Source organism: Natronomonas halophila, from assembly GCF_013391085.1.
Classification (GTDB): Archaea; Halobacteriota; Halobacteria; order Halobacteriales; family Haloarculaceae; genus Natronomonas; species Natronomonas halophila.
The window spans coordinates 2,314,936-2,340,371 of record NZ_CP058334.1 but is presented as its reverse complement, the minus strand read 5'-3'; the positions used below and the strand labels follow the sequence as shown (position 1 = coordinate 2,340,371).

The following is a 25,436-nucleotide window of genomic DNA, read 5'->3' as shown; positions in this document are numbered from 1 at the left end:
GGAGGGTAGTACTTAAAGATAGGACGGATTTCAGGAACTGAAACGGTCGGGGGAGGCCTCAACGCTGCGGGTTCGCCGCGAATTACCGGTTCGGTTCCGGCCGAGTGCCGATAGGCACCTGAATCTCGCGCTCTTCGCCGTCGCGGATGACCGTCGCGGGCACGCGGTCACCGGGCGACAGTTCCAGGGCGATGGTCGTCCCGAGGTCGGCGTCGGACCGGATTTCGTTGCCCGCCAGTTCGACGAGGACGTCGCCGCCGGTCGGGACGCGTCGGCCGTCGACGATTTCCTCGCCGTCCGACCCCTGCAGGGTCTGGTTCGACGGCCCCGAATCGAGGATATCGACCACGAGGACGCCGCGTGGGGTGTCGAGGTCGTTGGCCTCGGCGATGGTCGGCGTCACCGACAGCAGCGTAATCCCGAGGAACGGGTGGTCGTAGGTGCCCGTCTCGATGAGTTCCGGGAGGATGCGCGCCGCTAAAAGCGGCGAGATGGCAAAGCCGACGCTCGTGCCGGCGCCCGCGACGTTGATGCCGGTCACCTCGCCGTCCATCGTCACCAGTGGGCCGCCGCTGTTGCCGGGGTCAAGTCCCGCGTCGGTCTGGACGGTGTTGGGAATCGAGAAGTTCGTCACCGGGTTCCGGAGCGCGCGGTTCTTCCCACTGATGATACCCGCTGAAATCGACGATTCGAGGCCGAAGGGACTCCCGAGGGCGACGACCTCGCTGCCGACCGGCGGCACGCTATCGACGAACGACAGCGGCCGGGCGTAGTCGGGAACGTCCGTCGATAGCACCGCGAGGTCGGCGTAGGCGTCGGTCGCGGTGACGCCCGCCTCGCGCCAGTCGCCGCCCTCGAAACGGACGTCCATCGTCTCGGCGTCCCGAGCGACGTGCTGGTTGGTGATGACGTAGCCGTCGTAGACGAAGCCGGAACCACCGCCCGTCGAGTCGCCGACGAAGGCGACCGAATCGATAATCGCGTCGTAGACGGCGGCGTACCGCGAATCACTTGGGGACTCCTGCTGTGGCACCTCGACCGGGTCCGGCGACTGCCGGCGGCCGGTCGAACACCCCGCGAGGCCGGCGGCGATGCCCGCGGCCCCCGCGAGAAAGCCCCGGCGTGTTTGCTGGTCCATACCCCGCGTTAGGCTTCATCCCGAAAACCACCTTCGGAGACGGAACAGCAGGTGGGCTGGAACGAATCGGCCGACCCAGACGTCGGGAACTGGCGGCTCCCGTCCACACCAGCGCTTTTGTCCGCCGCCGACACAGGCCATGGTGTGAGCCCTGACCCCGCCCCCCACGACGTCTGCCGCGAAGTCGTCGACGCCATCGGCGAGACGGTCATCGGCGATGAGGCGTTCTTCGAGGACCTGCTCGTCGCCGTGCTGGCCCGCGGGCACGCGCTGGTCGAGGACGTGCCAGGCACCGGCAAGACGCTGACCGCCCGGACGCTCGCGACGGCGCTCGGCCTCGAATTCTCCCGCATCCAGTTCACGCCCGACCTGCTTCCGAGCGACGTGACCGGGACCAACGTCTTCGACGAGAAGGACCGCGAGTTCGAGTTCTCCCCCGGCCCGATTTTCGCCAACGTCGTGCTGGCCGACGAGATCAACCGTGCGCCGCCGAAGACCCAGGCCGCCCTGCTGGAAGCCATGGAAGAGGGACAGGTCACCGTCGGCGGCGAGACCCACCCACTACCCTCCCCGTTCTTCGTCATCGCCACGCAGAACCCCGTCGAACAGGAGGGGACGTTCCCGCTTCCCGAGGCGCAACTGGACCGATTCATCGTCAAGACGTCGATGGGCTATCCGGACCTCGACGGCGAGGTGGAACTCCTCCGACGGCGGGCCGGCCGCCTCGAACGCAGTCCGAGCATCGATTCGGTCATCGACGCCGACGCGGTCGAGGACCTCCGGGAGGCACCCGAAAACGTCCGCGTCGACGACGACCTGCTGACCTATATGGCCGAACTCGGGCGTGCGACCCGCGAGGACGGCCGCGTCGACGTGGGCGTCTCCCCGCGCGGCGTCCAGCGACTCTTCGAGGCCGCCCGTGCCCGCGCAGTCATCGACGGTCGGGAGTTCGTCACCCCCGACCACATCGCCGAAAGCATCCAGCCCGTCTTCGCCCACCGTATCGTGCTGACCGCCGACGCCACCGTTTCCGGCGTCAGCAAGGCCGACGTCATCGCCGATACGCTCGATTCCGTGCCCGTGCCGACAGTCGAGTAGGCGAACGGTCAGTGCGCATCTCCCACTATCGGCCCCGCCACCTCGGTTTTTCACTTCCACTCCGCTGACCGAACCCTTATCCGCCGAAACGACGAAGCGAGGAGTAGATGGCGACAGCCACCGAGGACGCGGAGTACATCGAGGGGCCGATGTTGGTCGACGGCTTCATCGAGGACCGCCGCTACCAGCGGGAACTGGCCGAGACGGCCAAGGCCGGCCACACGCTCGTCTGTCTCCCGACGGGCCTCGGGAAGACGGCCGTGAGCCTGCTCGTGACGGCCCACCGCCTCGCCGAGTACGGCGGCAAATCCCTCCTGCTCGCCCCCACCAAGCCCCTCGTCCAGCAGCACGCGACCTTCTACCGGGAGGCCCTCGACGTCGACGACGACGAGGTGGTCGTCTTCACCGGCGACGTCCGGCCCGACGACCGCGCCGAACTGTGGGACGACGCCCGCGTAATCTGTGCGACCCCACAGGTCGTCGAGAACGACCTCGTCGGCAACCGCGTCTCGCTGTCCGCAGTCACCCACATCACCTTCGACGAGTGCCACCGCGCGACCGGCGATTACGCCTACAACTACATCGCCGACCGCTACCACCAAGACGCCGACCGACCGCTCGTGACGGGTATGAGCGCCTCGCCGGGCGGCGACAAGGAGGAAATCCTCACCGTCTGCGACAACCTCGGGCTTCGGGACGTGGCGGTGATGACCGAGGACGACGCCGACGTCAAGGAACACACCCACGAGACCTCCGTCGAGTGGGAGCGCGTCGAACTGCCGGACACCGTTATCGAGATTCGGGACGCGCTCAACGAAGTGATTTCCGAGCGGCTGGAGAAACTGAAGGGACTCGGCGTCACGAACTCGACGGACCCGAACATGTCCCAGCGGGACCTCAACAAGATTCGGGCGAAACTCCAGCAACTCATCAACAGCGACGACAGCAACGGCTACAAGGGCATGTCCGCCCACGCGGAGATAATGAAACTCCGGCGGGCCGTCGAACTCGTCGAGACCCAGAGCGTCGAATCGCTCCGCCGGTATTTCGAACGCCAGCGCGATGCCGCCCGCTCCTCGGGGTCCTCGAAGGCCTCCCAGCGGTTCGTCTCCGAACCGAAGGTCAAGGAGGCGATGCGGAAAGCCGAGGAGTTCGACGACCTCCATCCCAAGTTCCGCCGGACGCGCATCCTGCTCGCGCAGACGCTCGGCATCGAGAACGGCGAACGCGTCATCGTCTTCACCGAATCCCGCGACACCGCCGAGACGCTGACGGAGTTCCTCGGCGAACACTTCGAGACTCAGCGGTTCGTCGGACAAGGTGACAAGGAAGGCTCAGACGGGATGACCCAGAAGGAACAGAAGGAGACGCTCGACGCGTTCCGCAATGGGGAGTTCGAGGTGCTCGTCTCCACGAGCGTCGCCGAGGAGGGACTGGACGTCCCGGACGTCGACCTCGTGTTATTCTACGAACCCGTCCCGAAGGGGATTCGCTCCATCCAGCGGAAGGGCCGAACCGGCCGCGCCAGCGAGGGCGCAGTCGTCGTCCTGCTGGCCGAGGACACCCGCGACGAGGCGTTCTTCTGGATTTCGCGCAGGGAGGAAGACAAGATGGAGGAGGAACTCCGGAAACTGAAGAACATCGAGGGCGAAATCGAGGCCGAAATCGCCCAGCAGAAGGGCCTCTCGGAGTTCGAGGGGGAGGCCGAAGATGCGGATGACGAAGAGGAGACGGACTCGGATGCCGATGAAACCGAACCGTCGGCCGGAGGGGCCGACGACGAATCCGAAACCGAGACCGGCAAAACGACCGATTCGTCCGACGGCAGCGACGGACAGGCCGGCCTCACCGATTTCGCCTCGGAGGTAGACGCCGAACCCGACGAGGAACCTGAATCCGTCCCCGTCGCCGAACCGGACGGCGAGACGGTCGAAATCGTCGCCGACCAGCGGGAACTCGACTCCCACATCGCCCGGGACCTCTCGACCCGCGAGGGCATCGAGACGCAACTCGAAACCCTCGACGTCGGCGACTACGTCCTCTCGGACCGCGTCGTCGTCGAACGGAAGGCCGTCGAGGACTTCCTCGATACGCTGACCGGCGGCGACCGCTCGATGTTCGAACAGGTCGGGTCGGCCGCCCGCTACTACGGTCGGCCCGTCGTCATCATCGAGGGCGAAGGCCTCTACGAGAAACGGAACGTCCACCCGAACGCGATTCGGGGCGCGCTGGCCTCACTGGCGGTCGATTTCGGGGCGAGCGTGATGCAGACGACTGACCCAGAGGAGACCGCCGACCTGCTGGAGGTCATCGCCACGCGCGAACAGGAGACCGACGATCGCGAGGTGTCGGTCCACGGCGAGAAGGGCGGCAAGACGCTCACTGAGAAACAGGAGTACGTCGTGTCGTCGGTCGCCGAGGTCGGCCCGATTACTGCCCGCGGCCTGCTGGAGCACTTCGGCAGCGTCGAGGCCGTGATGACTGCCGACGAGGACGACCTGCAGGAAGTCGACGGCGTCGGTGAGGTGACCGCCGAGCGGATTCGGGAGATTACGGGCAGCACCTACGCCGACAGCGAGGACTGAGTCGGGACCGAGATTCGGGCCAATCGACAGCGAAGTCGGTTTTACTTCATTCGACGACCAAACGCATCTATCACGGCGCCGTGCTGCGTTAGCCGTGTGATGAAACCGGTTTGACCTGTCGTCGCCACACGCCCGCGATCAATCCGGAGCCAACGACCCCGATAAACGAGAACGCGAGGACGGTCGTGAGGACGTTCGGGTCCGAGAACCCGGTCGTCGCGATAAACAGCGCAATCGCCGCGTTTCGGGCGGCAGTCGTCGTCGCCAACACCTCTCGAGTCCCCCGTGCTGGCCCACCGAGACCGTATCCGAGGACCAACGACGCGCCTACGGCGATGGCCGAGAGCCCGAGTGTTCCCGTCCCGACGAGGGACACCATACTGTCGCTGTAGACGACCACTAACAGCAGAATCAGCCCGATGAACGTGTGGTCGGAGAGTCGCTGAACAGGGGGGTACAGCCGCTCTGCGAGCGACGGGAGGGCGAACGACGTTCCGAGCCCGAGCAGTAGCGGAACCAGTTGGATGCCCAGCACCATCCGCCCGATTGCGAGCGGGTCGACGGTGACGTCGCCGGGGAGCAACAGCAACAGGGAGACAGGAATCGTCACGACCGAGAGCATACAGAGAATCGCCATGAGGCCGCTCGCGAACGCCACGTCGCTGTCCGAAATCTCCGCGAGTTTCGGGCCGAACGGGGCACCGGGCGAGACCGCGAGCAGCACGATGCCGGCCGCGAACCCGGTCTCCACCGAGACCGTCCGAACGAGGAGATAGGCAATTAGCGGAACCGCAACGAGGTTCACGGCCAAGGATTTGACCAGCAGCTGTCGTTCCCGGAGCGCGTCGAGGAGCTGGCTAACGGATAACTTCACCCCCATCGAGAACATCGTCGAGAGCACGAAGACCGTCGTCACGAACTCGACGACTGCCTCTCCGGATACCGCTATCATTTCTCGTAGCTCTTAGTGGTGGTTCGAATGTCGCTCATTTGCCTGCTATGGTTTCAGGTGACCGGCTCGCTTGAGTGGCACACCCCCGCGTCACCACCTCTGCCGTGGTGTATCTGCTGTGTGAGGCCGCTACAGCCCCGCGTACGGGCCGCCCTTGGCTTCGGTCAGGCGGTCGACCTGCTCATCGGAGAGGTCGATTTCGGCCGCACGCAGGTTCTCCTCGAGTTGTTCGACCGTTCGCGCGCCGACGATGGGCGCGGTGACTCCCTCGCGGTGCATGAGCCACGCCAGCGCGGTCTGGGCCGGTGAGGCGTCGACCTCGTCGGCGACCGCGTCGAGTTCGTCGTGGACATCGAAGTTCGTCTCGGTGAGATACGAGTCGAAGTGGCTGGATTCGGCGGCCTTCGATTCGCCGGTGAGACCCTCCTCGCGGTCGTACTTGCCCGTGAGGAAGCCCTGTCCGAGCGGGCTCCATGGACAGACCGCCATGCCGTAGTCGCGGGCCATTTCGAGGTAGTCGCCCTCGATTTCCCGGTCGACGAGATTGTATCGCGGCTGGGCGACGGTAAAGGGTTCCCAGCCCTCGCGTTCGGCGATTTCGTTGGCCTTGGCGACCTTCCAGGCGTTCGGCCGGAGCGTCGAGGCGCCGAGGTAGTGGACCTTGCCGTCCTCGACGAGGCCGTTGAGCGTCTTCATCATCTCGCGGGCGGGCGTCTGGTCGTCCCAGCGGTGGATGTAGAGGACGTCGACATAGTCGGTGTCGAGCCGTTCCAGCAGGGCGTCGATGCGGTGACGAACGCTCTTGCGGTTCGTCCCGCGGCTGTTGGGGTCGCCCGGCCGGGTCTGCCAGTAGACCTTCGAGGCGATGGTGTAGCGTTCGCGGTCGCGGTCCGCAAGCCAGTCGCCGATCCACTCCTCGGCGACGCCGCCGCCGTAGATGTCGGCGGTGTCGATAAAGCGGCCGCCCGCGGCCTCGTAGGCATCGAGGAGTTCGTGGCCGCGCTCTTCGCTGATTTCGAGGGTGCCTTCCTCGGTTTCGCGGCCGAAACGCCACGTCCCGAACTGGAGTTCGCTGGTCTGGAGGCCCGTCTCGCCCAACTGGACGAAATCGAGGTCGAGGTCGTCGAGTGACATGCCCGAGGATAGACGCGACGGCCGCAAAAGGGTTCAGCAACCGGAAAGCCCGAAGCGTGGGCCACAGCGAAACCGGCCCCTACAGCATCGACCAGTCGTCGATGAATTCGACCAGTTCGTCCGCGGTCGCGGTCTCGCCGGTCTCGACGTAGTAACTGGCACAGGCGTTTCCGAGCGCGAGGGCAGCCTCGACGTCGCTGCCAACCGTGAGGCCATGGAGGTAGCCGGCACCGAAGCGGTCGCCGCCGCCGGTGTTACGGGTCGCGTGGTCGATTTTGAGGTTCGGAACCACCGCGGTGCCGCCCTCGTAAGCGGCGCGAGCCGATTCTTCCTCGTGGACGACGACCGCCGAGATGTCGGCTTCGTCGCGAACGGCCGTTTCCTCGGCCGCCACGCCGAGGGCGTCGGCGAACGCCGCCAGTTCGCGAGCGTTGACGCTGAGGGAGGTGTCGATACCGTCATCGACCGTACCCAGAGCGGCGACGAGGCTCCGAACCGCTTCTGGGTCGGCGGTTGTCACGTCGCCGGGGTCGAAGACGAACGCCTCCCCATCGAGGTCGCCAGCGAGACTCCGGAGTACACCGGTCATCCCGTCGACGGTGGCCCAGTTGGCGCCGAAGTAGCCGTCGGCGTCCGGCAGGGTGTCGAAGTCAGCGGCCGTCCAGTCCGCGACGTCGTCGCTCTCGGACACGTACATGAGGTCGCCGTCGGTGAACTCGTGGATATGGACCCGGCTCGGTTTGCCGTGGGAGTGGCACTCGAACGGGAGGTCGAGGCGGTGGTGGTCCAGACAGGCGTCGAGACGGACCTCGTCGCCGAGTGCGTGGGCCTGCTGGGCGGCGTTGACCGCCTGCCCGCCCGGTTCGACGACGCGTTCGTCGAGGTGGAAAGCCCGCGAACGGACGCCGGTGAGACGGTCCTGAAACGCCGCCTTCGAGAGGTGGCCGCCGTCGGCGCCGCGGACCTCCGAGTAGATATCGAGACTGCCGTCGGGAAACGCCGCGATGCGTGCGGTCCGGTCCAGCAGCGACGGCACCGCATCGTACATACCGTGGCCCTCACGGCCGCCGGCCAAAGGCCTACCGGCTTTATATGTCGGCCCCTGCAACCGTCGTCCATGCAGGTACTCGTTCCCGTCGACGGCTCGGACCCCTCCGACGTCGCGCTCGAACACGCGTTCGAACAGTTCGCGGCCGACTCGATTACCGCGCTCTACGTGATGGACCCCGTCGACGGTGCGACGGCGTGGGGGCCCGGGAGCGCCGACGACTGGATGGCCGCCGCCGAGGAGCGGGCCGACACCGTCCTCGAGGAGGCCGAGGCGATGGCCGCCGAGGCCGGCATCGACATCACGACCGACTCCGTCGTCGGCCGGCCCGCGCGAGGCATCGTCGATTACGCCGAGGAACACGACATGGAACACGTCGTCATCGGCAGCCACGGCCGTGAGGGCGTCTCGCGGGTCCTGCTGGGCAGCGTCGCCGAGACGGTCGTCCGCCGCTCGCCCGTGCCCGTCACCGTCGTTCGCCACGAGGACTGAGGTGCTATCGGCTCTCCCGAACCACCGGACGGCCGCGGACCGAAACCCATAAAGTCGCCACACCCCCACGAATAGGTGAGCCGAGGTAGCCTAGCCTGGCCAAGGCGGTTGCTTCGAGAGCAACTGTCCTCACGGACTCAGGAGTTCAAATCTCCTCCTCGGCGTTCTCAACATTCCACACCGACCAGCGACGGGACCGCAATTTTTCCGGCAAATATCGCCACATTCATCCCCGAACCGCCCGCAGTACGGGTATGAACGTCGTCGAGAACACCCTCGGTGCCAGCATCGAGGCCTTTCTCGCCCGGCCGCTGTTCGGCCATCTCGCTACGGCGGCGCCGGAAGGCGCCCGCGAATCGCCCGTCTGGTATCTCTGGGAGGACGAGGCCGCCTGGATACTCGGCGATTCCGCGACCGATACCTTCCCCGACCGTGTCGAGAAGCACTCCGGGTGTGCCCTCGGCGTCGTCGATTTCGACGCCGAACGCGGCCTCGTCCAGCACGTCGGGATCCGCGGCACCGGCACCGTCGAACCGTTCGACCGCGACCTCGCCGAGCGACTGCTGGCCCGGTATCTCGGCCCCGACCGTACCGACTGGGACCCCCGCTTTTCGGGCTACGTCGCCGATCCGACCGACACCGCGCTGCTGGTTCGGATAGAGCCTGAATCCGTCGTCGCTCGCGACCAGTCGTACGCTCCCGCCCCGGTTCGGAACGGGCACTAGGAGTTCGTTTATAAGTTGAGCTTGGCGACAACCGGACTGCAACCACCTCGAAAGCCCTCGGCGCGCTGGCGGTCGCTACGCGGGATACGCTCGCTTCGCTCGCGTAGTGCCCGCGTAGCGACTCCCCTGCGGCGCCAGACGGCCTCACGGCTCACTTCGTTCGCCGTTCAGCCAGACCGAGACGCTCACTCCGTTCGCGTCTCGCGCGCCTCGCCCTTTCAGTCCCCCAGGGACAGCACCTGCCCTTCCCCGGGTCGGATGGTCGGCCGTGCGGCCGACCCATCCTCCCGGCCGACTGGCTTTTATAAATGGCGCGCGCTGGCCGACCGCCGCGAACGCACCCGTGAGCGGCGGTCGGACGAAAGCGCGCGAGGGACGACCGACTGAGCGAAGCGAAGGAGGGAGTCGGTTGGGGAGGTGTGTGGCTGCGGTTTCCTGGCGGAATCGAAGGGCGAGGGCGGGTGGCGTTCAATTTAGTCGCTAAGCGGGCACTATCCGAACGAAGTGAGGATATCCCGCGTAGCGACCGCCAGCCGGCCGAGGGCTTCGGAGGTAGTGACCCCTTTTAAACATCAGAGAAAAACCTACAGAACACCAATTCCTAGACGCCGCCGTTGTAGTCGCTGTCCCCGGTCCGGTCCTCGGCGAAGCCGCCGCGGATGGCAATCCAGCCGATAGCCGAGATGAACAGAATCGGCGGGAGGAGCACGAAGCCCCACAGCGGGTCGATACCCCACTGGAGGATGAGAATCAGATTCCCGATGCCCAGCGCGACGAAGGGGAGGATGAGGAACGTCGCTGCCTTGCGGCCCTTCTGGAACCCCCCGTCGGTGTCGTCCATATCCGACCTTGGAACGCTGGCGAGAAAAACGCCTCGTTAGTCGTCGGGGAACGCGAGCGGCAGAAAGAGAGCCGTTACAGGAGGCCGAGCGCCGAACCGACGCTGTGGCCGACCTTCACGGCCTCGACCGTGACGGTGTTGACCATGCCGACGCCCTCGATTCGGATATCGCCGGATTCGTAGGCTTCGGCGGCGGCCGCGCCAGTGTTCTCCGCGTTCGCGATTTCACGGATGGTCGCCTCGTCGGTGCTCACACGGAGGGTGGGGTCGTGGCTGCCCTCCTGAAGCCCGGTGATGCGGGCATCACCGTCGGTGATGGCGGTGTAGGTTTCGGTGCCGCCCTCCGAGGACTCGATATTCAACTCGACTCGTTCGTTGGCGGCCCGGTCTTTGATGACGCCCGGGAGGCTATCGACGTTCTCGTTGTACGCCGCGGCAACCTCGCCGGCGCCGGGGTCGTTCTCGCGTTCCTGTACGGCCGCAGCGGCGGGCATCCCCGCCAGACTGACTGTCAGTAGAACCGCGAGTCCGAGAGCCAGCGGTGACAAGCGCATACCGATTCCTATCGCTGGGCCTGAAAGTATCTTATGGCAGTTTCGTGGCCCGAGGCCTATTCGCCGCGGAACTCCGGTTCTCGGTCCTCGATGCGCGCCTCGAAGCCCTCGCGGTAGTCGTGGGTGTCGTCAAGTGCCCGCCCCAGCGAGCGTTCGAGTTCGAGACCCTGCTCCAGCGGCGTCTCGAAGGCCGCATTGAGGGCTTTCTTCCCCTCTCGGAGCCCCAGCGGCGCGTTCTCACAGAGACGGTCGGCGAAGGCCTTCGCCCGTTCGTCGACGGCCTCGTCCTCGCAGACCTCGTGGACCAGCCCGCAGTCCAGCGCCTCCTCGGGGTCGATGAACTCGCCGGTCAACACGAGTTCCTTGGCCTTCGAGAGGCCGACAAGCCGGGGCAGTCGCTGGGTCGCGCCGCCGTGGGGGAAGGTCCCCAGTTTCACCTCGATGACGCCGTAGGTCGCCTCCGAGCCGAGCACGCGGAAGTCACAGGGCAGCGTCAACTCGAAGGCACCCGCGGGGGCGGCGCGTTTGATGCCCGCGACGACGGGCTGGCGGGCGGTTTCGATGGTATCGAGCAACTCGGGGAAGACGTCCCGCTCGATGTCGGAGTCCTCCTCGACCCGGTTGCGCATCATCTCGAGGTCCATCCCCGCACAGAAGACGGGGCCCTCGCCGAGCAGTGTCATCGCGTAGACATCGTCGTTCGCGCTGACCTGTTCGATGGCGGTCGTCAGGTCGCGCATCAGGTCGGTCGTCATCGCGTTGCGCTTGTCGGGCCGCGAGAGATAGACGTCCGCCCGCGGCGTCTCGTAGTCGATTGCTGCCAGACCCGTGCCAACTGATTCCATACCGATGCTGTCCCGTGGTCGATATTAAAACGTGGCGGGGAAACGGGACAGGTGTTTTATTCACGAAGAATCATCACCCAATCGAATGGACCAAGCAACGATAGACAGCATCTCCTTTCTGACCCGGTCGGAGACCCGGGTCCGGCTGTTGGAGCGGTTGCTCGACGAGGGGGCGGCGACCCAGCGGGAACTCAGGGTCGACCTCGATACCTCCCGCTCGACGGTCACCCGCGCGCTCAACGATTTCCAGGACCGCGGATGGGTCCAAAACAGCGGGAATACCTACCGACTGACGCCGGTCGGCCAGCAGATTATCGAGGCCACGCGGAACCTCGCCGAAACCGTCGAGGCCGCCGAGGACCTCGCGCCCTTCCTGCGGTGGTTCCCGACCGAGGAGTTCGACCTCGATATTACGGCGCTGTCGGACGCGAGGGTGGTGACACCGTCGGAGGGCGACCCCTACACGCCCGCGCGAGCGCAGGTCGAACGCATCCGTGATGCCGACCGATTCCGTGCGGTGTTTCCCTCGGTCGATATCGAAGGGACGAGACTCGCACACGAGCAGATAACCAGCGACGCCCTCGAAGCCGAACTCATCGTCTCGCCCTCGGTCAAGGAGACGATTACGTCAGGGGAGTTCGCGCCGCTGTTCCGCGAGAAACTGGCGACGGGCAGGATGACGGTCCTCGAGATGTCGTCGGACCCGCCCTTCTTTCTCGGTATCGCCGACGGCGAAACCGTCCAGATCGGCGTCGAGGACGACGAGGGCTTTCCCCGAGCGCTGCTGGAGGCGACCGACGAGCGCGTCCGCGAGTGGGCGGAGGACCTCTACGAGGCCTACCACGCCGAGGCAACGGTCATCCCGGCCGAGGCGTTCTGAATCCAGTGTGCACACCGTGCAACGATTGCACGGGGTACTCTAATGCTCCCTCGCCGCCTTGCCTTCGGTCGGGGCCGCGCAAGCGGGGTGGGGATGTACCCGTCGATGGCTGACCCGTGCGTTCAGGACCGGTCCGCCTTCGGCCCCGGGTTCCGTTGCCCGTTGGCGAGCAAGTCACCGAATGCCCGCTGCTCGCCGGGCAACTCCGTTTCGTTACTTCTGAGGCGACTGGCCCGAGCGAGCAGATAGCCGTCCGCGGGTCCGTCGTCGTCCGGATGGGCATCCTGTACCCAGAGCGTCCGACCCTGCGGGCTGGCCTCGCGGGCCCACTCGCGGGCCAGCGCCTTCGAATCGAAGGGCCTGAAGCGGCCCTCCCGGGCGACCCACTCGCCCGCCGCACGGCTCACCCGTCGTGCGGAGGGCTTGATAACGACGACGTAGGGGTCGCTCATACCCCTCGGTGGGACCCCCTCGTGCGAAAAGTTTTGGTGCCGCTCGCCCGATTGGTATATGATGACACACGAGGCGACCGTCCACGGCCTTGGGGTAAGCGTCGAAGAGGGGGGCGACGAAGGCGCACCGGTCGTCGTGCTGCGGGCACGCGATGAGGCGATACCGATATTCATCAGCGCCGACCAGGCGAAGTCCATCTCGCACGCGCTGGAGGGCCGGCCCTTCGAGCGGCCGCTGACCCACGACCTCTTCGTGGAGATGCTCACCGAGTTCGGCGGCGCCATCGACCGGGTGCGCATCGACGACCTCTCGGAGAACACCTTCCTCGCGAAAATCGACGCCGAGCGGTACGCCGACGGCGAACGCCGGGAGGTCGTCCTCGACGCCCGCCCCAGCGACGCCATCGCCATCGCCCTCCGCGTCGACTGCCCGATTCGGGTCTCCGACGAAGTGCTCGAAGCGGCCGGCCAACCGCCGGACGCCTTCGAGGTGAAATAGGGCGGCCTACAGCGCCGTCGGGTCGAATCGGCTGTTGGTGCCCACCCAGTCCTCCTCCATGGTATCGCGCGTGTCGAGGTACACCTCCAGTCCGTTACCCGACGGGTCATCGAAGTAGAGCGCCTTGCTGATGCCGTGGTCGACCGGCGAGACGTCGACGCTGCGCTCATCGAGGGTCTCGTAGACAGCACGCAGTTCGTCCGAACTCTCGACTTCGAAGGCGGCGTGGTACAGGCCGACGCCCGGAGCGGGGGTGGGCGCATCCGCGCCGACACCCTGTAAGGCGACGTCGTGGTGCTGCTCGCCGAAGGAGAGGAAGGCGTATCGGCCGACCCGTTCGGTAATCGCGAGGTCGAACACGTCGGTGTAGAAGGAACCTACCCGTTCGACGTCGCGAACCTTCAGGTGGACGTGGCCGAGATGGGCGACCATAGGCTAGCTATCTCGTGAAGGGGGGATAACGCTGGCCGCCGCGGCACCGTTTGGCGGGGGCGGAGGGCGTTCCAGCGGTTGCCACACATCCCAACGACTTTGCCGACTCGACGGCTACGACGGGGTAATGGCGAAGTGTGACGTGTGCGGGGCCCACGAGAACATGCCGTACAACTGTCGGCACTGCGGTGGGACCTTCTGTAGCGACCACCGCCTGCCGGAGAACCACGGCTGTCCCGGCCTCGAGAACTGGAACGACCCGAAGGGGGTCTTCGATAGCGGCTTCGACGACTCCGTCGAAAGCCGAGGCGGTCGCTCGCAGGGGCTGCTGGCCAAGGTCGGCCTCGATACCGGCGCCGGCGGTCCGCTGGGCTACTTCCGGAACAACGTCTCGTATCTGTTCCTCGGCGTCATCGTCGTCGTCTTCGGAATCCAGTACCTCCTCGCGCCGCTTTTCGGCGTTCCCATCGGCTCCCAGCAGTGGTACGGCCTCTTTACGCTCACCACGACCAACCCCGAATACGTCTGGACGTGGGTCGTCTCGGTGTTCGCCCACAACGGGCCGACCCACCTGCTTTTCAACGGCATCGCGCTGTACTTCTTCGCGCCCATCGTCGAGCGACAGGTCGGCTCCAAGAAGTTCACCGCGCTGTTCCTCATCAGCGGCATGGCCGCCGGTCTCGCACAGGTCGGCCTCGGCCTCGCGACCGGCGAGACGGTCCGCGTCCTCGGTGCCTCCGGCGCGCTCATGGCCATCATGGGCGTTCTCTCGATTACCTCGCCGGACCTGAAGGTGCTCCTGTTTTTCTTCATCCCCATGTCCATCCGGACGCTGACCATCCTCTTTGCGGCCTTCTCGCTGTTTGCGGTCTCCGGGGACATCCTCGGCGGCGTCGCCCACTTCGCACACCTGACGGGCCTCGTCATCGGCCTCTGGTACGGCAACCGCGTCAAGGACCGCATCCGTGGCGGCCCACAGCAGGTCAACCTCGGACCCGGCCGCGGCGGTAACGGCCCCGGCGGTCCCGGCCGATTCCCATGAAGGTCGAACGCGAGCGGTTCCTTCCGGACCCCGCCCTTTCCCACGAGGAGATGGAGGCGATGCAGCGGGAAATCGCCGAGACGGCGGGTTTCGAGGACGATATCGACTTCGAACCCGCCGACATCCCGGCCGGCGACGTCCTCGTCGCGGGCGTCGACCAGGCGTTTCTCGACGACCGGGCACTCTCGGCGGTCGTCGTCTTGCGCGGCGACGAAGTCGTCGCCCGCGCCCACGCCGTCACGCCGCTGGAGATTCCCTACATCCCCGGCCTGCTGGCCTTCCGCGAGGGCGAACCCATCGTTGCCGCCCTCGAAAAACTCGACGTCGACCCCGACTTGCTCGTGTTCGACGGCAGCGGCCGCATCCACTTCCGGGAGGCCGGCATCGCGACCCACGTCGGCGTCATCTTCGAGACGCCCGCCGTCGGCGTTGCCAAGAGCCTGCTGTGTGGCCGCCCGCGCCAGTCGGTCGATTCGCTGCCGGAAGGCGCCCGCGTCGCCATCGAGGCCGACGACTCGATGACCGCGCCGGACGGCGAGACGGTCGGCTACGCCTATCAGAGCCGCCAGTATCCCGACTCGACGAAAATCAACCCGCTCTACGTCTCGGCGGGCCATCGCGTGTCCGCGGAGACGGCCGTCGACTGCGTGGAAGCCAGCGGCGGGCAATATAAACTCCCCCGACCCACACGCCTCGCCGACCAGTACGCCGACGACCTGAAAGGCGACCTGTAGTCTCCGGGCGGACGAAGGACTAACACTAACTACCGGCCCGCCGACCCGCCTGTATGAGCAATCGGACGGTTCTGATTACGGGCTGTTCGTCGGGTATCGGCCGGGCGACGGCCTACGCCTTCCTCGACGAGGAGTGGCGAGTGTACGCGACGGCACGCAACCCCGCCGACATCCAGCAACTCGGCGAAGCGGGCTGTGACATCGGCACCATCGACGTCACCGACACCGAGGACGTCGAACGCGTCGTCGACCGCATCATGGAAGAGGAGGGCCGCATCGACGCCCTCGTGAACAACGCTGGCTACGGCCAGCACGGCCCGCTGGAGGACGTCGACGACGACCTCTTCGAAAAGCAGTTCGACGTCAACGTCTTCGGCCCGCATCGCCTCATCCGCGAGGTTCTCCCGCACATGCGCGAACGCGAGGACGGCACCATCGTCAACGTCTCCTCGGTCGCCGGCCGCCTCGCCGCACCCGGGATGGGCGCCTACTCCGCCTCGAAACACGCCATCGAGGGGTACAGCGACGCCCTTCGGTTGGAGGTCGAACCCTTCGGCATCGACGTTAGCGTCGTCCAGCCCGGTCCCGTGGAAACGAGTTTCCGCGACCGGGTCGGCGACGAACTCGGACGCCTCGACCGCACCGACGCCTACGAGGACCTCTACGAGTTCCAGGAGGACGCCTCGCTGTTCGGCTCGGACAGCCCCATCGCGGTCCATCCCGCCGAAGTCGCGGAAGTCATCGTCGAGGCGGCGGTCACGCCGGACCCCGACCCACGCTACCCGGTCGGCGGCGTCGCACAGGCGATGTTGCTCGCCAGCCACCTGCCCGACCCCCTGAGCGACCGGGTCTTCGCGGCCGTCCGGAAGTTCACCTCGTAGCGTGTTCGACCGCGACCCGGAGTCGCCGGCCCACGAACTCGCAATCGACTGCCTGCGGGCGGGCATCGAGGCTGCCAACCCCGAAACCGCAGTGCGTCGTCACTGTGCCGTAGCGGACGACACGCTCCGTATCCGGGACGCCGAATACGACCTCGACGACTTCGACCGTATCCTCGTTCTCGGCGGCGGCAAGGCCGCGGACGACCTCGCGGCGGCCCTCGAAACCCTGTTCGGCGACCGTATCGACGGCGGCGCCGTCGTGACCAACGAGCGGACTGCTGACCCCCAGCGTGTGACCGTCCGAACGGGCGGCCATCCAACTCCCGACGCCGACAGCGTGGCCGGCGCCGAGGCGGTGCTGAAGGCGGCCGAGTCGGCCGATGACCGCACCCTCGTACTCGCGGCGATTACCGGCGGCGGTAGCGCGCTGCTGTGTGCGCCGGCCGAGGGCCTCTCGCTCGATTCCTTCCAGCGGGTCACCGACGGGCTGCTCGATGCGGGCGCACCCATCGAGGACGTGAACACGGTGCGGCGGACCTGCTCGAACATCAAGGGCGGTGGCCTCGCGGCGGCGGCCGCCCCCGCCACCGTCGTCGGTCTACTCGTCAGCGACGTGGTCGGCGACGACCCCGCAGTCATCGCCAGCGGGCCGACCGTTCCCGCGGCCGTCGACCCCGAGGCCGCCCTCACGGTGCTGGACCGGTACGACGTCGACGCACCCGACGTCGAGGCGTGGCTGGAGGCCGCCGCCTCCGAGGCCGCACCCGCCGTTACCGTCGAGAACCACGTCATCGCCTCGGGACGGGACGCCGTCGACGCCGCCGTTGACGTCGCCCATCAGGCCGGCTACGAGCCGTGTCTGCTGTCGACCCGCATCGAAGGGGAAGCAAGCGACGCGGGGCGGTTCCACGCCGCTATCGCCGCGGAATCACTCGATTCCGATAATCCGGTCTCGCCGCCAGCAGTCCTGCTGTCGGGCGGCGAAACGACGGTGACGGTCACCGGCGACGGGACGGGCGGGCCGAACCTCGAATGGGCGCTCGCGGCGGCCCTCGACGCGCCCGAGGGTACCGTCTTCGCGGCGGTCGATACCGACGGCAGCGACGGCAGCACCGACGCCGCGGGCGCCATCGTCGATTCGAACGCGGTCGACGATGTAGAGGCCGCGCGCCGCGCCCTCACGGCGAACGATAGCTACCACTTCCTCGATGCACGCGACGCGTTGCTCCGGTCCGGCCCGACGGGGACGAACGTCAACGACCTCCGGGTCGTCGTCGTTCCCGAGAACGGGTAGCACGGCCGACACCGTTTTGCCATAGTCCCGCGTCAGGCCGGCCGTGGAGCCACGGATCGTCGGAATACTGTCGCTACACGTCGTGGGAGCGGTGCTGTTCGGTGCCGTTGCGGTCTGGAACCTGCTCAACGACGACCCCGTCAACGCGGTTCTACAGGGCGTTCTCGCGGCGCTTATCGTCGTACTCGGTATCGGTATCGCGCGAAGTGCCTGAAAAAGGACCGGCGTCGATTATTCTAAGCAGGCCGCGACGACGCCGAGCATCGCCTCGCCGTGGACGGGTTCCGCGAACAGGGGCACCCGCTTGACGTCCCGGCCGCGGAACAACTCTTGGGCGCGCCCGAGGGCGTTGCGCTGGACTTCCCAGCGGCGTTGGCAGAACTCACAGTGTTCGGTATCCGGCGCGACGAACCAGTCCTGGTCGAAGTCCGCGACGTCCGCTAAGTCCTCGCTGACGCGGTTGACGACGACGGTGTTGACCGGAATTTCGAACTCCTCCAGGCGGTCGATGAGGCGTTCGCTCTCGACGACGCTCATCTCCTCGGGCACCATCACGACTCGGAAGTCGGTGCGTGAGGGGTCCCGAAGCGCCGCACGCAGGCGCTCGATTTTCGCCGAGAGTTCCTTCAGGTCGTCCATGCCCTGGTCCATTTGCTCGTCGGCATCGTCGCCGCCGAAGAGGCCGCCCAAATTGCCGAGACTGCCGGCCATCCCCGAGAGTTTCTCGCGGAAGGAAAGCAGACGGCCGACCATCGAATCCATCACGTCCGGCAGTTCGAGCAGTCGGAGCGTGTGGCCGGTCGGCGCCGTGTCGACGACGACGCGGTCGAACCGCGGGTCGTCGAGGTACTCCAAGAGCAACTGCATCGCCGCCGCCTCGTCGGCGCCGGGCATCGCACCGCCAGCGAGCGGGTGGCCACCGCCGCCGAGCATCTCGGCCATGCCACCCATACCGCTCATGCCGTCGTCGCCGCCCATCGGGCCGAACCCGCCCGCGTCGGCGTCGCTCTCGCCCTCGACTTCGGGTCCGCCCTCGGGGCCGGTGAAGGGCCCCTCCGGCGCGGCCTCCGGGTCGATTTCGACCGCAAAGAGGGGGATGTCCTCTTTGATTTTGGCCGGTTCCGACGGAATGTCGGTCCCGAGCGTATCCGACAGGGAGTGGGCGGGGTCCGTCGAGACGACGAGCGTTGCCGTCCCGTCGCGGGCGCTGGCCAGGCCCGTCGCGGCCGCGCAGGTGGTCTTGCCGACGCCGCCCTTGCCGCCGTAGAGGACGTATTCGGGGGCGTCGATGCCCGCCGGCACGTCCGCGTCGTCGACCGATTCGACCGGTTCGACGCTGAGTTCGCTCATAAACGCGCTCGGGGTTCGCGGCTTGTGTACCCGTCGATACGGCTACTTCCGTCAACCGAGTCGCTGTTCCCAGTCCCCTGCGGGCATCGATTCGGCGGTGACGCCGCCCGGCCCCTGTTCGAGCAAGAGGACGGCGGCGTCGTTCATCACGTCGGGGTCGAGAATCGACTCGCGTTCTGCCTCCGGCAGGTGATCCCAGAAGCCCGTCTCGGCGCGGCCGCCGGGGTCCAGACAGTTGACGTTGATATCGGGTTCGCATTCGTCAGCGAGCGTCCGCGAGAAGCCCTCCAGCGCCCACTTCGAGGCGACGTAGGGTGCCCATCCGGCCTCACCACGGCGGCCGAGTCCCGAGGAGATGTTGATGACGTTGCCGCGGTTCATCTCCGGGACGGCGTGTTTCGCACAGAGGAACGGCCCCGTCGTGTTGACCTCCATGATGTGTCGCCAGTCGTCGGCGTCGATATCGGGCACCTCCCGCAGTTCGTCGTAGAGGGTCAACAGGCCGGTCGCGGCGTTGTTGACCAGCCCCGTCAGGTCGCCGTACTCGTCGACCGTCGCGGCGACCAGTTCTTCGACCGATTCCTCATCGGTCACGTCCGCCGGAACCACGAGCGTCTCGCCGTCGGCCTCGTCGGCGACCGCCTGCAGGTCGTCGGCGCTGCGGGCCGAAAGTACCGTATTCGCGCCCTCGCGAGCGAAGCGTTTCGCCATCGACGCGCCGAGACCGCGGCTGGCACCGGTTACGATGACCGTCTCGTCGTCGAGTCGTCCCATAGTGGTCTCTTGGAAGGCACCCGGAAAAACGCGAGGGGCGCGGCGAGATGCGGGACTACCGGCGTGGCGTCGAAAGAAAGGAGTATTCGAAAGACGGGAACGCGGCCCTTAGCTGGCGGAGATGACGTCGTCGATGCGGGCGATCATCGTCGCCGCTTCGGTCGCGGCTTCCACGGCCTCGCGCTTGACTGCGGCGGGGTCGAGGATGCCGTGTTCGACGGGGTCGCCGACGTTGCCGGTCTGACCTTCGCTGATGAGGCCGGCGCGGCCCTCGGAGTCGTGGGTCGAACGGAGGTCGACCAGGGCGTCGATGGGGTCGGCGCCCGTGTTCTCCGCGAGGGTGCGCGGCAGGACGTCGACGGCGTCGGCGAAGGCCTCGATGGCCAGCTGCCGGCGGCCCTCGACGGCGGCGGATTCCGAGCGGATGTGGTCGGCGATGGCGATTTCGGTCGCGCCGGCGCCGGGGACGACGCCGCCTTCCTCGATGGCGGCGGTGACGACGTCGAGGGCGTCACGGAGCGCGCGTTCGAGTTCGTCGGCGACGTGTTCGGTGCCGCCGCGGGCGAAGACGGTGACCGTCTTCGCGGCCGCGCCGCCCTCGATGAAGGCGAGTTCGTCGGAACCGAACTTCTGGACGCTGATGGAGTCGGCGGAACCGAGGACCTCGCTGTCGAGGTCCGAGAGCGTACCGACCGTCGTCGCGCCCGTTGCGCGAGCGATGGATGCGGCTTCGTCGTCGTCAACGCCGTCGAAGGCGAGCACGCCCTTGTTGGCGAGGTAGGACGCGACGACGTCGTCGACGTCACCGGTAACGAAGGCGACGTCGACGCCGGCGTCGGCGACGCTTTCGGCGTAGCCGCGGAGTTCGGATTCCTCGGCCTCGATGGCCGCGTTCAGCTGGTCGACGTCGGAGATGTCGTATTCGGCGTCGATTTCGGCCTCGCGGACCTCGAGGTCGAGGTCGAGAACGGCGACTTCGGCGTCCTCGAAGGCGCGGGGCATGTCCTCGTGGAGGGGTTCTTCCTCGCTGATGACACCCTGAACGAGTTCGGTCGCGGAGGCGCCGGCACCCGTCTGGGTGCGGATGGTGATGGCGTCGCGGTCGACGCTCGTGTCGGTCTGGACCTGAAGGACCGCGTCGACGACGGTCTCGGCGAGTGCGGCGGCGTCGATGTCGCCGGTACCCTTGCCGGTCATGGAGGATTCCGCGACCGCGCGGAGTTCGTCCTCGTCGACGTCGTCGGCGAGGGTGACGTCCTCGATGGCTTCCAGCGCGAGGTCGGCGGCCTCTCGGTAGCCCTCGACGATGGTGGTCGGGTGGACGTCGTCGTCCAGCAGGTCCTCGGCCTGCGCGAGGAGCTGACCGGCCAGCACGGAGGCGGTCGTGGTGCCGTCACCGACCTCCTCCTCCTGTGTCTGAGCGACCTCGACGATCATCTGAGCGGCCGGGTGCTCGATGTCCATCTCCTGGAGGATGGTCGCGCCGTCATTTGTGATAACGACGTCGCCGGAGTCGGAAACCAGCATTTTGTCCATCCCGCGGGGACCGAGCGTCGTCCGTACGGACTCGCTTACGGCCTTTCCGGCGGTGATGTTCGACGATTGGGCGTCCTTGCCACGGGTACGCTCCGTGTCCTCGCTGAGAATGAAAAGCGGCTGACCGCGCCGCTGGCGCATCTGCTGTGACATGTTCATTGAATATGTGGTCAGCAGTTCTATATAAAGATTCCGCAACGACCGGGAGATGGGGAGCGCTCGACGGGGCTCGCGTCGGGGGGTTTATCTGTTGTCGTAGACGGCGACGGCGCGGTCGGTGCGGTCCGACCAGCCGTTCGGGTTCCGCTGTGTGCTTCGGTCGGCATAGCGGGCTCGAATACCGTCGGCGTAGCCGTCGACGCTGCCGACGAGGACGCTCCGGCCGTTGCCGAACCAGCTTGTGGGTTTCGCGTCGCCGCTGGCGACGTCGCGGAGCGTGCTGTAGGCGTCGGCCATCGCGTGGCGAACCGTCCGATACGGGACGGTCGGATGGAAGCCGTAGTTCTTCGCCAGCCGGTAGGAAAGCGACCGATACCGCGAGGTCCAGTCGCGTTCGGCGAGGCCGCCGTCCGCGGCCGTTTCCCGGGAGACGCACATCTCGGCGCTCCAGGCGACGCCGAAGTCCTGAGCGGCGAGTCGGTGGGCCGCATCGCGGGCCCCGCCCGTATCGAGGTACTCGTCGAAGCCGTCGATGGCCTCGATAGCCTCGCGGTCGAAGGCGACGTTGCCGCCGTTGAAGTAGGTGACAGAGCGGCCACGGATGGTCCGGGATTCGACGCTGTCGGTGGCGACGCCGGCCCGCAACTCCTCGTGGGTCGGGCCGGTCGCCACGTCGGTATCCGCGAGCGTCTCGACGGCCGCCGCCCGCCAGCCCGGTTCGACGGTCAGTGACGGGTTGACGAAGGCGACGGCATCACCCCGACTCCGGTCGAGGCCGGCGTTGCGAGCGACGTTGGCGTTCCGCTCGTCGATTTCGACGAGAACGTCGGCAGCCTCGTGGTCTCTGACCATGCCCGAGGTGCCGTCCGTCGAGGGGCCGTTAACGACGATGGTTTCGGTGGAGTCCTCCGCGGCGAGCGCGTCGAGACAGCGGCGAAGCTCGTCGCGGTCGTTGAGCGTCGGGACGACCACCGAGAGGTCCATACACCGGATAGCGGGGCCGATGCCTAAAAGTTCCGCGGGTGGTGGTGCACCGAGTTACTCGGTAACGCGGGTGTCCCAGTAGGAGACCGAGGCGAGTTTGTCGCCGACGGGCGTCCGACCCAGCGTCTGGTCGAACTTCCGGAACGGGCGGGCCAGCCACCCCGGGACCTCCCGGTAGAAGCCGTAGGGGAAGACGAAATCGTGGGCGGCATCGACCAACTCGAGGTCGGCGCCGACGACGAGTTCCTTGACCTCGCGTTCGGAGTAGAGTCGCGACCCCATCGGGAGCGCCCAGTTATAGATAGAGCGGGTCGAATAGCGGTTGAAGGTATCGAAGAATATCTGCTCTTTGGCGACCCGGCGCATCTCCTTGATGAACCCCTCGGGGTCCGGCGCGAGATGGAAAAAGCGCATCGCGAAGACGGCGTCGAAATGGTTGTCGGGGAAGGGTAGTCGGCCGGCGTCGCCCTGCATGAACTGGATGGTGTCTTCGAGGCCGGCGGCGTGGGCCTTCCGACGTCCCTGTTCGAGCATCGCCTCGGAGATGTCCATCCCGACGATATCGGCGCCCTGGTCGGCGAGCATGACGGTAAACCGGCCGGTCCCGCAGGCCACTTCCAGAATCTTCCGGTCTTCCAGCGGCGACAGCGCGTTCAGCACCGCCTCCTTTTCGCGGCGGTCGATAAACCGACCCCCCTGCGAGAAGCGCTTTTCGTCGTACGCTTCCGCGATGTCGTCCGCCTGATACCACTCCTGTCCCTTCACGTTATCCGAATCGACCCGCCCACAGCATAAAAGGATGCTGGATACAACGCTTTCCGAGACGCGCTTTCGTACCGATGGACCGGTCAGTCGCCGTTCGTGACGACCCGCTTCGGTCGTATTTTAATCAGAACGCGCGCGCCCGATTCCTCGCCGTGATTGGGATACTCGTCGACGCCCATATACCGCCCTGCGAGCGCGTCGATATGGTCGACTGCGCCGTCTTCGGTCACCTCGTCGACGACTCCGCGCACGGAGACGTACCGATAGGGGTCCTCGGGGTCGCACATACTCACCCCGACCTTCGGCTCCCGCTCGACGTTATCGACCTTCTGTCGGCCGCGGGCCGTGTTGACGAGCAGACGATTGGCTTCGGGGTCGTAATCGATCCAGACGGGCGTCGACTGCGGCGTGCCGTCCGGCATGAGTGTCGAAAAGTGCGCGATTGTCCGGGTGTCGAACAGACTGTGGAACCGTTCGGGAATCGTCTCCATGGTGACCGCTCGCGCGCCAGTCGGATAATCGCCATGTTAGCCCACAATCCCGGCCGACCTTCATCCGAAGGAACGATTCCGGCGACCGGTTGTTTCCCGGCATTACATATCAGAATACAGAGTATATTGTCCGTCGGGGGTGCTACCTTGACGCAGGAACTGGCCGTTCGTATATGAAAGAACCGTGAAGGACCGGCATTTCACCCACATATCTTGCCGCAATTGTTGCCAGTCCATACTATGTAAGCGTTCAAAGTATAAGGGACCATTATACACACCCAAGTGTACGTATTGTTTTGTCACACATATAGCGAAGTTTTACCAGTAGGTTTCACACACGGGCACTCATGAGCACGACCACGGAGGAACGCTCACGCCAGACCGACTCGCCACTATCAGACCCCGAGTTCCGCGATACCCTGCGCGAACTCCCCCCGAGCGCCAAACTCGTCGCCAAGGTGCTGGAGGGCGCCTCGCCGCTCTCGCAGGGCCAGCTCGCCGAGGAGTCCCTGCTTCCCGACCGGACGGTTCGATACGCCTTGAACCGCCTCGAGGACGAGGACCTCGTCGACTCCCGATACTCCTTCCACGACGCCCGCAAGCAGGTCTACTTCCTTACTGAATAGACTCCACTTTTTGCACGCTCCGCCGGTCGCGCCCGGGAGGGGCGCGACACGGTTCCGCGGCAAAAACGTGGTGAAAATATGCGCGCGTACTCCTTCCGCGGCGCTGGAGGCGCCGCTCCAGTCCGTGCGCGCTACGGCGCCTCCCTACGGTCGGCGCCGGGGAACCGCGCTCGCTTCGCTCGCGCAGATGCTTGCCCTTCTTCGATGTTTACGCTACCGTCGCCCACTCTTAAGCCTCCCCCGTCGCACCTCCCGGTATGCACATCGAGCGAATCTCCGTGGACGTCCCGACCCGCGCGCCGACGGGACAGACCGCCTGTTATGTTCTCGGCCGCGAAGACGCCCTGCTCGTCGACCCGCCGGCCCCCGACGAACGCATCGAGGCCGAACTCGACAACGTCGAACACGTCGCCGTCACCCACCACCATCCCGACCACGTCGGTGCCGCCGCCGAGTACGCCGCCATCACCGACGCCACCGTCTGGTGTCGCTACGGCCGCGAGTCGGCCTTCGCCGCCGCAACGGACGTCGAACCGGACCGCACCTTCCGTGAGGGAACACACATCGAAACCGGAAGCGGCCCCGTCGTCGTTCGGGATACGCCCGGTCACGCGCCCGAACACGTCGGCTTCGAGGCCGCCGGCGCCCTCGTCGGCGGTGACCTCGCCGTCGCCGCCGGCAGCGTCGTCGTCGGCGCGCCCGAGGGCGATATGCGCGCCTACATCTCCTCGCTGCGGCGCGTGCTCGGACTGTCGCCCGACCGCATCTATCCCGGCCACGGCCCCGTCATCGAGGAGCCACGCGAGACTTGCGAGCGACTCATCGACCACCGTCTCACTCGCGAGCGACGCGTGTTCGAGGCCGTAACCGCGGGCAACGAGTCCGTCGCGGCGATTCTCGACGCGGCCTACGAGAAGGACCTCGCGGGCGTCCGTGACCTCGCGGGCGCCACCGTCCGGGCGCATCTGGAGAAACTCGCCGCCGAGGGCCGGGTCGAGTGGGACGGCGAGCGAGCGCGACCGGCCTGAACTTCCATTCCCCGGACGGTATCCACGCAAGAAATATAGTCGAACAACCTCCAAGAACGCACATGACTCAGTGGGTGAGGACGGCCAGAATCATGGG

28 protein-coding genes and 1 tRNA gene are annotated in these 25,436 nt (G+C 66.5%); 14 read left to right on the top strand and 15 right to left on the bottom strand.

Annotation, left to right across the window (positions count from 1 at the left end; genetic code table 11):
* Nucleotides 1-82: 82 nt before the first annotated feature.
* A complete protein-coding gene (locus HWV23_RS12510; protein ID WP_178290733.1) occupies nt 83-1,138 on the bottom strand; it encodes a S1C family serine protease in 1,056 nt (351 codons plus the stop codon).
* 144 nt (nt 1,139-1,282) lie between these two features.
* Here HWV23_RS12510 and HWV23_RS12505 point away from each other — a divergent pair, with 144 nt between their 5' ends.
* Together HWV23_RS12505 and HWV23_RS12500 are read left to right on the top strand one after the other, a co-directional pair.
* Nucleotides 1,283-2,236, top strand: coding sequence for an AAA family ATPase (locus HWV23_RS12505; protein WP_178290732.1), 954 nt, complete (start codon nt 1,283-1,285; stop codon nt 2,234-2,236).
* A gap of 107 nt (nt 2,237-2,343) precedes the next feature.
* Nucleotides 2,344-4,821 (top strand): DEAD/DEAH box helicase, encoded by a 2,478-nt coding sequence (locus HWV23_RS12500; RefSeq protein ID WP_178290731.1) that lies wholly within the window; start codon nt 2,344-2,346, stop codon nt 4,819-4,821.
* A gap of 88 nt (nt 4,822-4,909) precedes the next feature.
* On the opposite strand, the gene HWV23_RS12495 is transcribed toward HWV23_RS12500, so the two are convergent.
* From HWV23_RS12495 to HWV23_RS12485, 3 genes are all read right to left on the bottom strand, one after another.
* Entirely contained in the window at nt 4,910-5,773 is an 864-nt protein-coding gene (locus HWV23_RS12495) for a bile acid:sodium symporter family protein (RefSeq protein ID WP_178290730.1), read from the bottom strand.
* 129 nt (nt 5,774-5,902) lie between these two features.
* On the bottom strand, nt 5,903-6,907 hold the full coding sequence (locus HWV23_RS12490; protein ID WP_178290729.1) for an aldo/keto reductase: 1,005 nt from the start codon (nt 6,905-6,907) through the stop codon (nt 5,903-5,905).
* Nucleotides 6,908-6,986: 79 nt separating this feature from the next.
* On the bottom strand, nt 6,987-7,955 hold the full coding sequence (locus tag HWV23_RS12485; protein ID WP_178290728.1) for a PfkB family carbohydrate kinase: 969 nt from the start codon (nt 7,953-7,955) through the stop codon (nt 6,987-6,989).
* Between the two features lie 69 nt (nt 7,956-8,024).
* Here HWV23_RS12485 and HWV23_RS12480 point away from each other — a divergent pair, with 69 nt between their 5' ends.
* From HWV23_RS12480 to HWV23_RS12470, 3 genes are all read left to right on the top strand, one after another.
* Entirely contained in the window at nt 8,025-8,447 is a 423-nt protein-coding gene (locus tag HWV23_RS12480) for a universal stress protein (RefSeq protein ID WP_178290727.1), read from the top strand.
* A 79-nt stretch (nt 8,448-8,526) separates the two neighbouring features.
* Nucleotides 8,527-8,611: transfer RNA gene (locus tag HWV23_RS12475), tRNA-Ser, on the top strand.
* Between the two features lie 90 nt (nt 8,612-8,701).
* Nucleotides 8,702-9,172, top strand: coding sequence for a pyridoxamine 5'-phosphate oxidase family protein (locus HWV23_RS12470; RefSeq protein ID WP_178290726.1), 471 nt, complete (start codon nt 8,702-8,704; stop codon nt 9,170-9,172).
* 601 nt (nt 9,173-9,773) lie between these two features.
* Here the strand turns inward: HWV23_RS12470 and HWV23_RS12465 are convergent.
* The 3 genes from HWV23_RS12465 to HWV23_RS12455 all read right to left on the bottom strand — a co-directional run bounded on the left by HWV23_RS12465 (nt 9,774) and on the right by HWV23_RS12455 (nt 11,412).
* Nucleotides 9,774-10,013 (bottom strand): DUF8142 family protein, encoded by a 240-nt coding sequence (locus HWV23_RS12465; protein WP_178290725.1) that lies wholly within the window; start codon nt 10,011-10,013, stop codon nt 9,774-9,776.
* 74 nt (nt 10,014-10,087) lie between these two features.
* Complete coding sequence (locus HWV23_RS12460; protein WP_178290724.1) at nt 10,088-10,567, bottom strand: hypothetical protein; 480 nt, start codon at nt 10,565-10,567, stop codon at nt 10,088-10,090.
* A 56-nt stretch (nt 10,568-10,623) separates the two neighbouring features.
* Complete coding sequence (locus HWV23_RS12455; RefSeq protein WP_178290723.1) at nt 10,624-11,412, bottom strand: enoyl-CoA hydratase/isomerase family protein; 789 nt, start codon at nt 11,410-11,412, stop codon at nt 10,624-10,626.
* A gap of 85 nt (nt 11,413-11,497) precedes the next feature.
* On the opposite strand from HWV23_RS12455, the gene HWV23_RS12450 reads away from it, so the two are divergent.
* Nucleotides 11,498-12,292, top strand: a complete 795-nt coding sequence (locus tag HWV23_RS12450; RefSeq protein WP_178290722.1) for a helix-turn-helix transcriptional regulator — start codon at nt 11,498-11,500, stop codon at nt 12,290-12,292.
* 122 nt (nt 12,293-12,414) lie between these two features.
* On the opposite strand, the gene HWV23_RS12445 is transcribed toward HWV23_RS12450, so the two are convergent.
* Nucleotides 12,415-12,744: a DUF8081 domain-containing protein gene (locus HWV23_RS12445; protein WP_178290721.1), complete on the bottom strand. Its 330-nt coding sequence runs from the start codon at nt 12,742-12,744 to the stop codon at nt 12,415-12,417.
* Nucleotides 12,745-12,805: 61 nt separating this feature from the next.
* On the opposite strand from HWV23_RS12445, the gene HWV23_RS12440 reads away from it, so the two are divergent.
* On the top strand, nt 12,806-13,243 hold the full coding sequence (locus HWV23_RS12440; protein WP_178290720.1) for a bifunctional nuclease family protein: 438 nt from the start codon (nt 12,806-12,808) through the stop codon (nt 13,241-13,243).
* A gap of 6 nt (nt 13,244-13,249) precedes the next feature.
* On the opposite strand, the gene HWV23_RS12435 is transcribed toward HWV23_RS12440, so the two are convergent.
* Nucleotides 13,250-13,675 carry a VOC family protein gene (locus HWV23_RS12435; RefSeq protein ID WP_178290719.1) on the bottom strand — a complete coding sequence of 142 codons (426 nt, stop codon included), beginning with the start codon at nt 13,673-13,675 and terminating at the stop codon, nt 13,250-13,252.
* A 127-nt stretch (nt 13,676-13,802) separates the two neighbouring features.
* Here HWV23_RS12435 and HWV23_RS12430 point away from each other — a divergent pair, with 127 nt between their 5' ends.
* The 5 genes from HWV23_RS12430 to HWV23_RS12410 are packed head-to-tail and all read left to right on the top strand — an operon-like array spanning nt 13,803 to nt 17,840.
* Nucleotides 13,803-14,717 (top strand): rhomboid family intramembrane serine protease, encoded by a 915-nt coding sequence (locus HWV23_RS12430; protein ID WP_178290718.1) that lies wholly within the window; start codon nt 13,803-13,805, stop codon nt 14,715-14,717.
* The gene (locus HWV23_RS12425) at nt 14,714-15,451 is read left to right on the top strand and encodes an endonuclease V (protein ID WP_178290717.1); all 738 of its coding nucleotides are present in this window, start codon (nt 14,714-14,716) and stop codon (nt 15,449-15,451) included. Before HWV23_RS12430 ends, HWV23_RS12425 begins: the two co-directional genes overlap by 4 nt.
* 53 nt (nt 15,452-15,504) lie before the next feature.
* On the top strand, nt 15,505-16,332 hold the full coding sequence (locus HWV23_RS12420; RefSeq protein ID WP_178290716.1) for an SDR family oxidoreductase: 828 nt from the start codon (nt 15,505-15,507) through the stop codon (nt 16,330-16,332).
* 1 nt (nt 16,333) lies between these two features.
* On the top strand, nt 16,334-17,626 hold the full coding sequence (locus HWV23_RS12415) for a glycerate kinase type-2 family protein (protein WP_178290715.1): 1,293 nt from the start codon (nt 16,334-16,336) through the stop codon (nt 17,624-17,626).
* 43 nt (nt 17,627-17,669) lie between these two features.
* Complete coding sequence (locus HWV23_RS12410; RefSeq protein ID WP_178290714.1) at nt 17,670-17,840, top strand: hypothetical protein; 171 nt, start codon at nt 17,670-17,672, stop codon at nt 17,838-17,840.
* Nucleotides 17,841-17,857: 17 nt separating this feature from the next.
* Here the strand turns inward: HWV23_RS12410 and HWV23_RS12405 are convergent, their stop codons facing one another.
* The 6 genes from HWV23_RS12405 to HWV23_RS12380 all read right to left on the bottom strand — a co-directional run bounded on the left by HWV23_RS12405 (nt 17,858) and on the right by HWV23_RS12380 (nt 23,685).
* Nucleotides 17,858-18,976: an ArsA family ATPase gene (locus tag HWV23_RS12405; protein WP_178290713.1), complete on the bottom strand. Its 1,119-nt coding sequence runs from the start codon at nt 18,974-18,976 to the stop codon at nt 17,858-17,860.
* A 51-nt stretch (nt 18,977-19,027) separates the two neighbouring features.
* Nucleotides 19,028-19,750 carry an SDR family NAD(P)-dependent oxidoreductase gene (locus HWV23_RS12400; protein ID WP_178290712.1) on the bottom strand — a complete coding sequence of 241 codons (723 nt, stop codon included), beginning with the start codon at nt 19,748-19,750 and terminating at the stop codon, nt 19,028-19,030.
* Between the two features lie 108 nt (nt 19,751-19,858).
* The gene (thsA, locus tag HWV23_RS12395; RefSeq protein WP_178291666.1) at nt 19,859-21,439 is read right to left on the bottom strand and encodes a thermosome subunit alpha; all 1,581 of its coding nucleotides are present in this window, start codon (nt 21,437-21,439) and stop codon (nt 19,859-19,861) included.
* Nucleotides 21,440-21,529: 90 nt separating this feature from the next.
* Nucleotides 21,530-22,429, bottom strand: coding sequence for a glycosyltransferase family 2 protein (locus HWV23_RS12390; RefSeq protein ID WP_178290711.1), 900 nt, complete (start codon nt 22,427-22,429; stop codon nt 21,530-21,532).
* A 54-nt stretch (nt 22,430-22,483) separates the two neighbouring features.
* Nucleotides 22,484-23,194 carry a class I SAM-dependent methyltransferase gene (locus HWV23_RS12385; RefSeq protein ID WP_178290710.1) on the bottom strand — a complete coding sequence of 237 codons (711 nt, stop codon included), beginning with the start codon at nt 23,192-23,194 and terminating at the stop codon, nt 22,484-22,486.
* A gap of 83 nt (nt 23,195-23,277) precedes the next feature.
* Nucleotides 23,278-23,685 carry a pyridoxamine 5'-phosphate oxidase family protein gene (locus tag HWV23_RS12380; protein WP_178290709.1) on the bottom strand — a complete coding sequence of 136 codons (408 nt, stop codon included), beginning with the start codon at nt 23,683-23,685 and terminating at the stop codon, nt 23,278-23,280.
* Between the two features lie 347 nt (nt 23,686-24,032).
* On the opposite strand from HWV23_RS12380, the gene HWV23_RS12375 reads away from it, so the two are divergent.
* A complete protein-coding gene (locus tag HWV23_RS12375; protein ID WP_178290708.1) occupies nt 24,033-24,311 on the top strand; it encodes a MarR family transcriptional regulator in 279 nt (92 codons plus the stop codon).
* A 257-nt stretch (nt 24,312-24,568) separates the two neighbouring features.
* On the top strand, nt 24,569-25,339 hold the full coding sequence (locus tag HWV23_RS12370) for an MBL fold metallo-hydrolase (RefSeq protein ID WP_178290707.1): 771 nt from the start codon (nt 24,569-24,571) through the stop codon (nt 25,337-25,339).
* Nucleotides 25,340-25,436 lie beyond the last annotated feature (97 nt).

What these genes read in the sequence shown, in the direction of transcription:
- HWV23_RS12510 (WP_178290733.1), bottom strand. Translation starts at nt 1,138, where the DNA reads ATGGACCAGCAAACACGCCGGGGCTTTCTCGCGGGGGCCGCGGGCATC.
- HWV23_RS12500 (WP_178290731.1), top strand. Translation starts at nt 2,344, where the DNA reads ATGGCGACAGCCACCGAGGACGCGGAGTACATCGAGGGGCCGATGTTG.
- HWV23_RS12495 (WP_178290730.1), bottom strand. Translation starts at nt 5,773, where the DNA reads ATGATAGCGGTATCCGGAGAGGCAGTCGTCGAGTTCGTGACGACGGTC.
- HWV23_RS12490 (WP_178290729.1), bottom strand. Translation starts at nt 6,907, where the DNA reads ATGTCACTCGACGACCTCGACCTCGATTTCGTCCAGTTGGGCGAGACG.
- HWV23_RS12485 (WP_178290728.1), bottom strand. Translation starts at nt 7,955, where the DNA reads ATGTACGATGCGGTGCCGTCGCTGCTGGACCGGACCGCACGCATCGCG.
- HWV23_RS12480 (WP_178290727.1), top strand. Translation starts at nt 8,025, where the DNA reads ATGCAGGTACTCGTTCCCGTCGACGGCTCGGACCCCTCCGACGTCGCG.
- HWV23_RS12470 (WP_178290726.1), top strand. Translation starts at nt 8,702, where the DNA reads ATGAACGTCGTCGAGAACACCCTCGGTGCCAGCATCGAGGCCTTTCTC.
- HWV23_RS12465 (WP_178290725.1), bottom strand. Translation starts at nt 10,013, where the DNA reads ATGGACGACACCGACGGGGGGTTCCAGAAGGGCCGCAAGGCAGCGACG.
- HWV23_RS12460 (WP_178290724.1), bottom strand. Translation starts at nt 10,567, where the DNA reads ATGCGCTTGTCACCGCTGGCTCTCGGACTCGCGGTTCTACTGACAGTC.
- HWV23_RS12455 (WP_178290723.1), bottom strand. Translation starts at nt 11,412, where the DNA reads ATGGAATCAGTTGGCACGGGTCTGGCAGCAATCGACTACGAGACGCCG.
- HWV23_RS12450 (WP_178290722.1), top strand. Translation starts at nt 11,498, where the DNA reads ATGGACCAAGCAACGATAGACAGCATCTCCTTTCTGACCCGGTCGGAG.
- HWV23_RS12445 (WP_178290721.1), bottom strand. Translation starts at nt 12,744, where the DNA reads ATGAGCGACCCCTACGTCGTCGTTATCAAGCCCTCCGCACGACGGGTG.
- HWV23_RS12440 (WP_178290720.1), top strand. Translation starts at nt 12,806, where the DNA reads ATGACACACGAGGCGACCGTCCACGGCCTTGGGGTAAGCGTCGAAGAG.
- HWV23_RS12435 (WP_178290719.1), bottom strand. Translation starts at nt 13,675, where the DNA reads ATGGTCGCCCATCTCGGCCACGTCCACCTGAAGGTTCGCGACGTCGAA.
- HWV23_RS12430 (WP_178290718.1), top strand. Translation starts at nt 13,803, where the DNA reads ATGGCGAAGTGTGACGTGTGCGGGGCCCACGAGAACATGCCGTACAAC.
- HWV23_RS12425 (WP_178290717.1), top strand. Translation starts at nt 14,714, where the DNA reads ATGAAGGTCGAACGCGAGCGGTTCCTTCCGGACCCCGCCCTTTCCCAC.
- HWV23_RS12420 (WP_178290716.1), top strand. Translation starts at nt 15,505, where the DNA reads ATGAGCAATCGGACGGTTCTGATTACGGGCTGTTCGTCGGGTATCGGC.
- HWV23_RS12405 (WP_178290713.1), bottom strand. Translation starts at nt 18,976, where the DNA reads ATGAGCGAACTCAGCGTCGAACCGGTCGAATCGGTCGACGACGCGGAC.
- HWV23_RS12400 (WP_178290712.1), bottom strand. Translation starts at nt 19,750, where the DNA reads ATGGGACGACTCGACGACGAGACGGTCATCGTAACCGGTGCCAGCCGC.
- thsA (WP_178291666.1), bottom strand. Translation starts at nt 21,439, where the DNA reads ATGTCACAGCAGATGCGCCAGCGGCGCGGTCAGCCGCTTTTCATTCTC.
- HWV23_RS12390 (WP_178290711.1), bottom strand. Translation starts at nt 22,429, where the DNA reads ATGGACCTCTCGGTGGTCGTCCCGACGCTCAACGACCGCGACGAGCTT.
- HWV23_RS12380 (WP_178290709.1), bottom strand. Translation starts at nt 23,685, where the DNA reads ATGGAGACGATTCCCGAACGGTTCCACAGTCTGTTCGACACCCGGACA.
- HWV23_RS12375 (WP_178290708.1), top strand. Translation starts at nt 24,033, where the DNA reads ATGAGCACGACCACGGAGGAACGCTCACGCCAGACCGACTCGCCACTA.
- HWV23_RS12370 (WP_178290707.1), top strand. Translation starts at nt 24,569, where the DNA reads ATGCACATCGAGCGAATCTCCGTGGACGTCCCGACCCGCGCGCCGACG.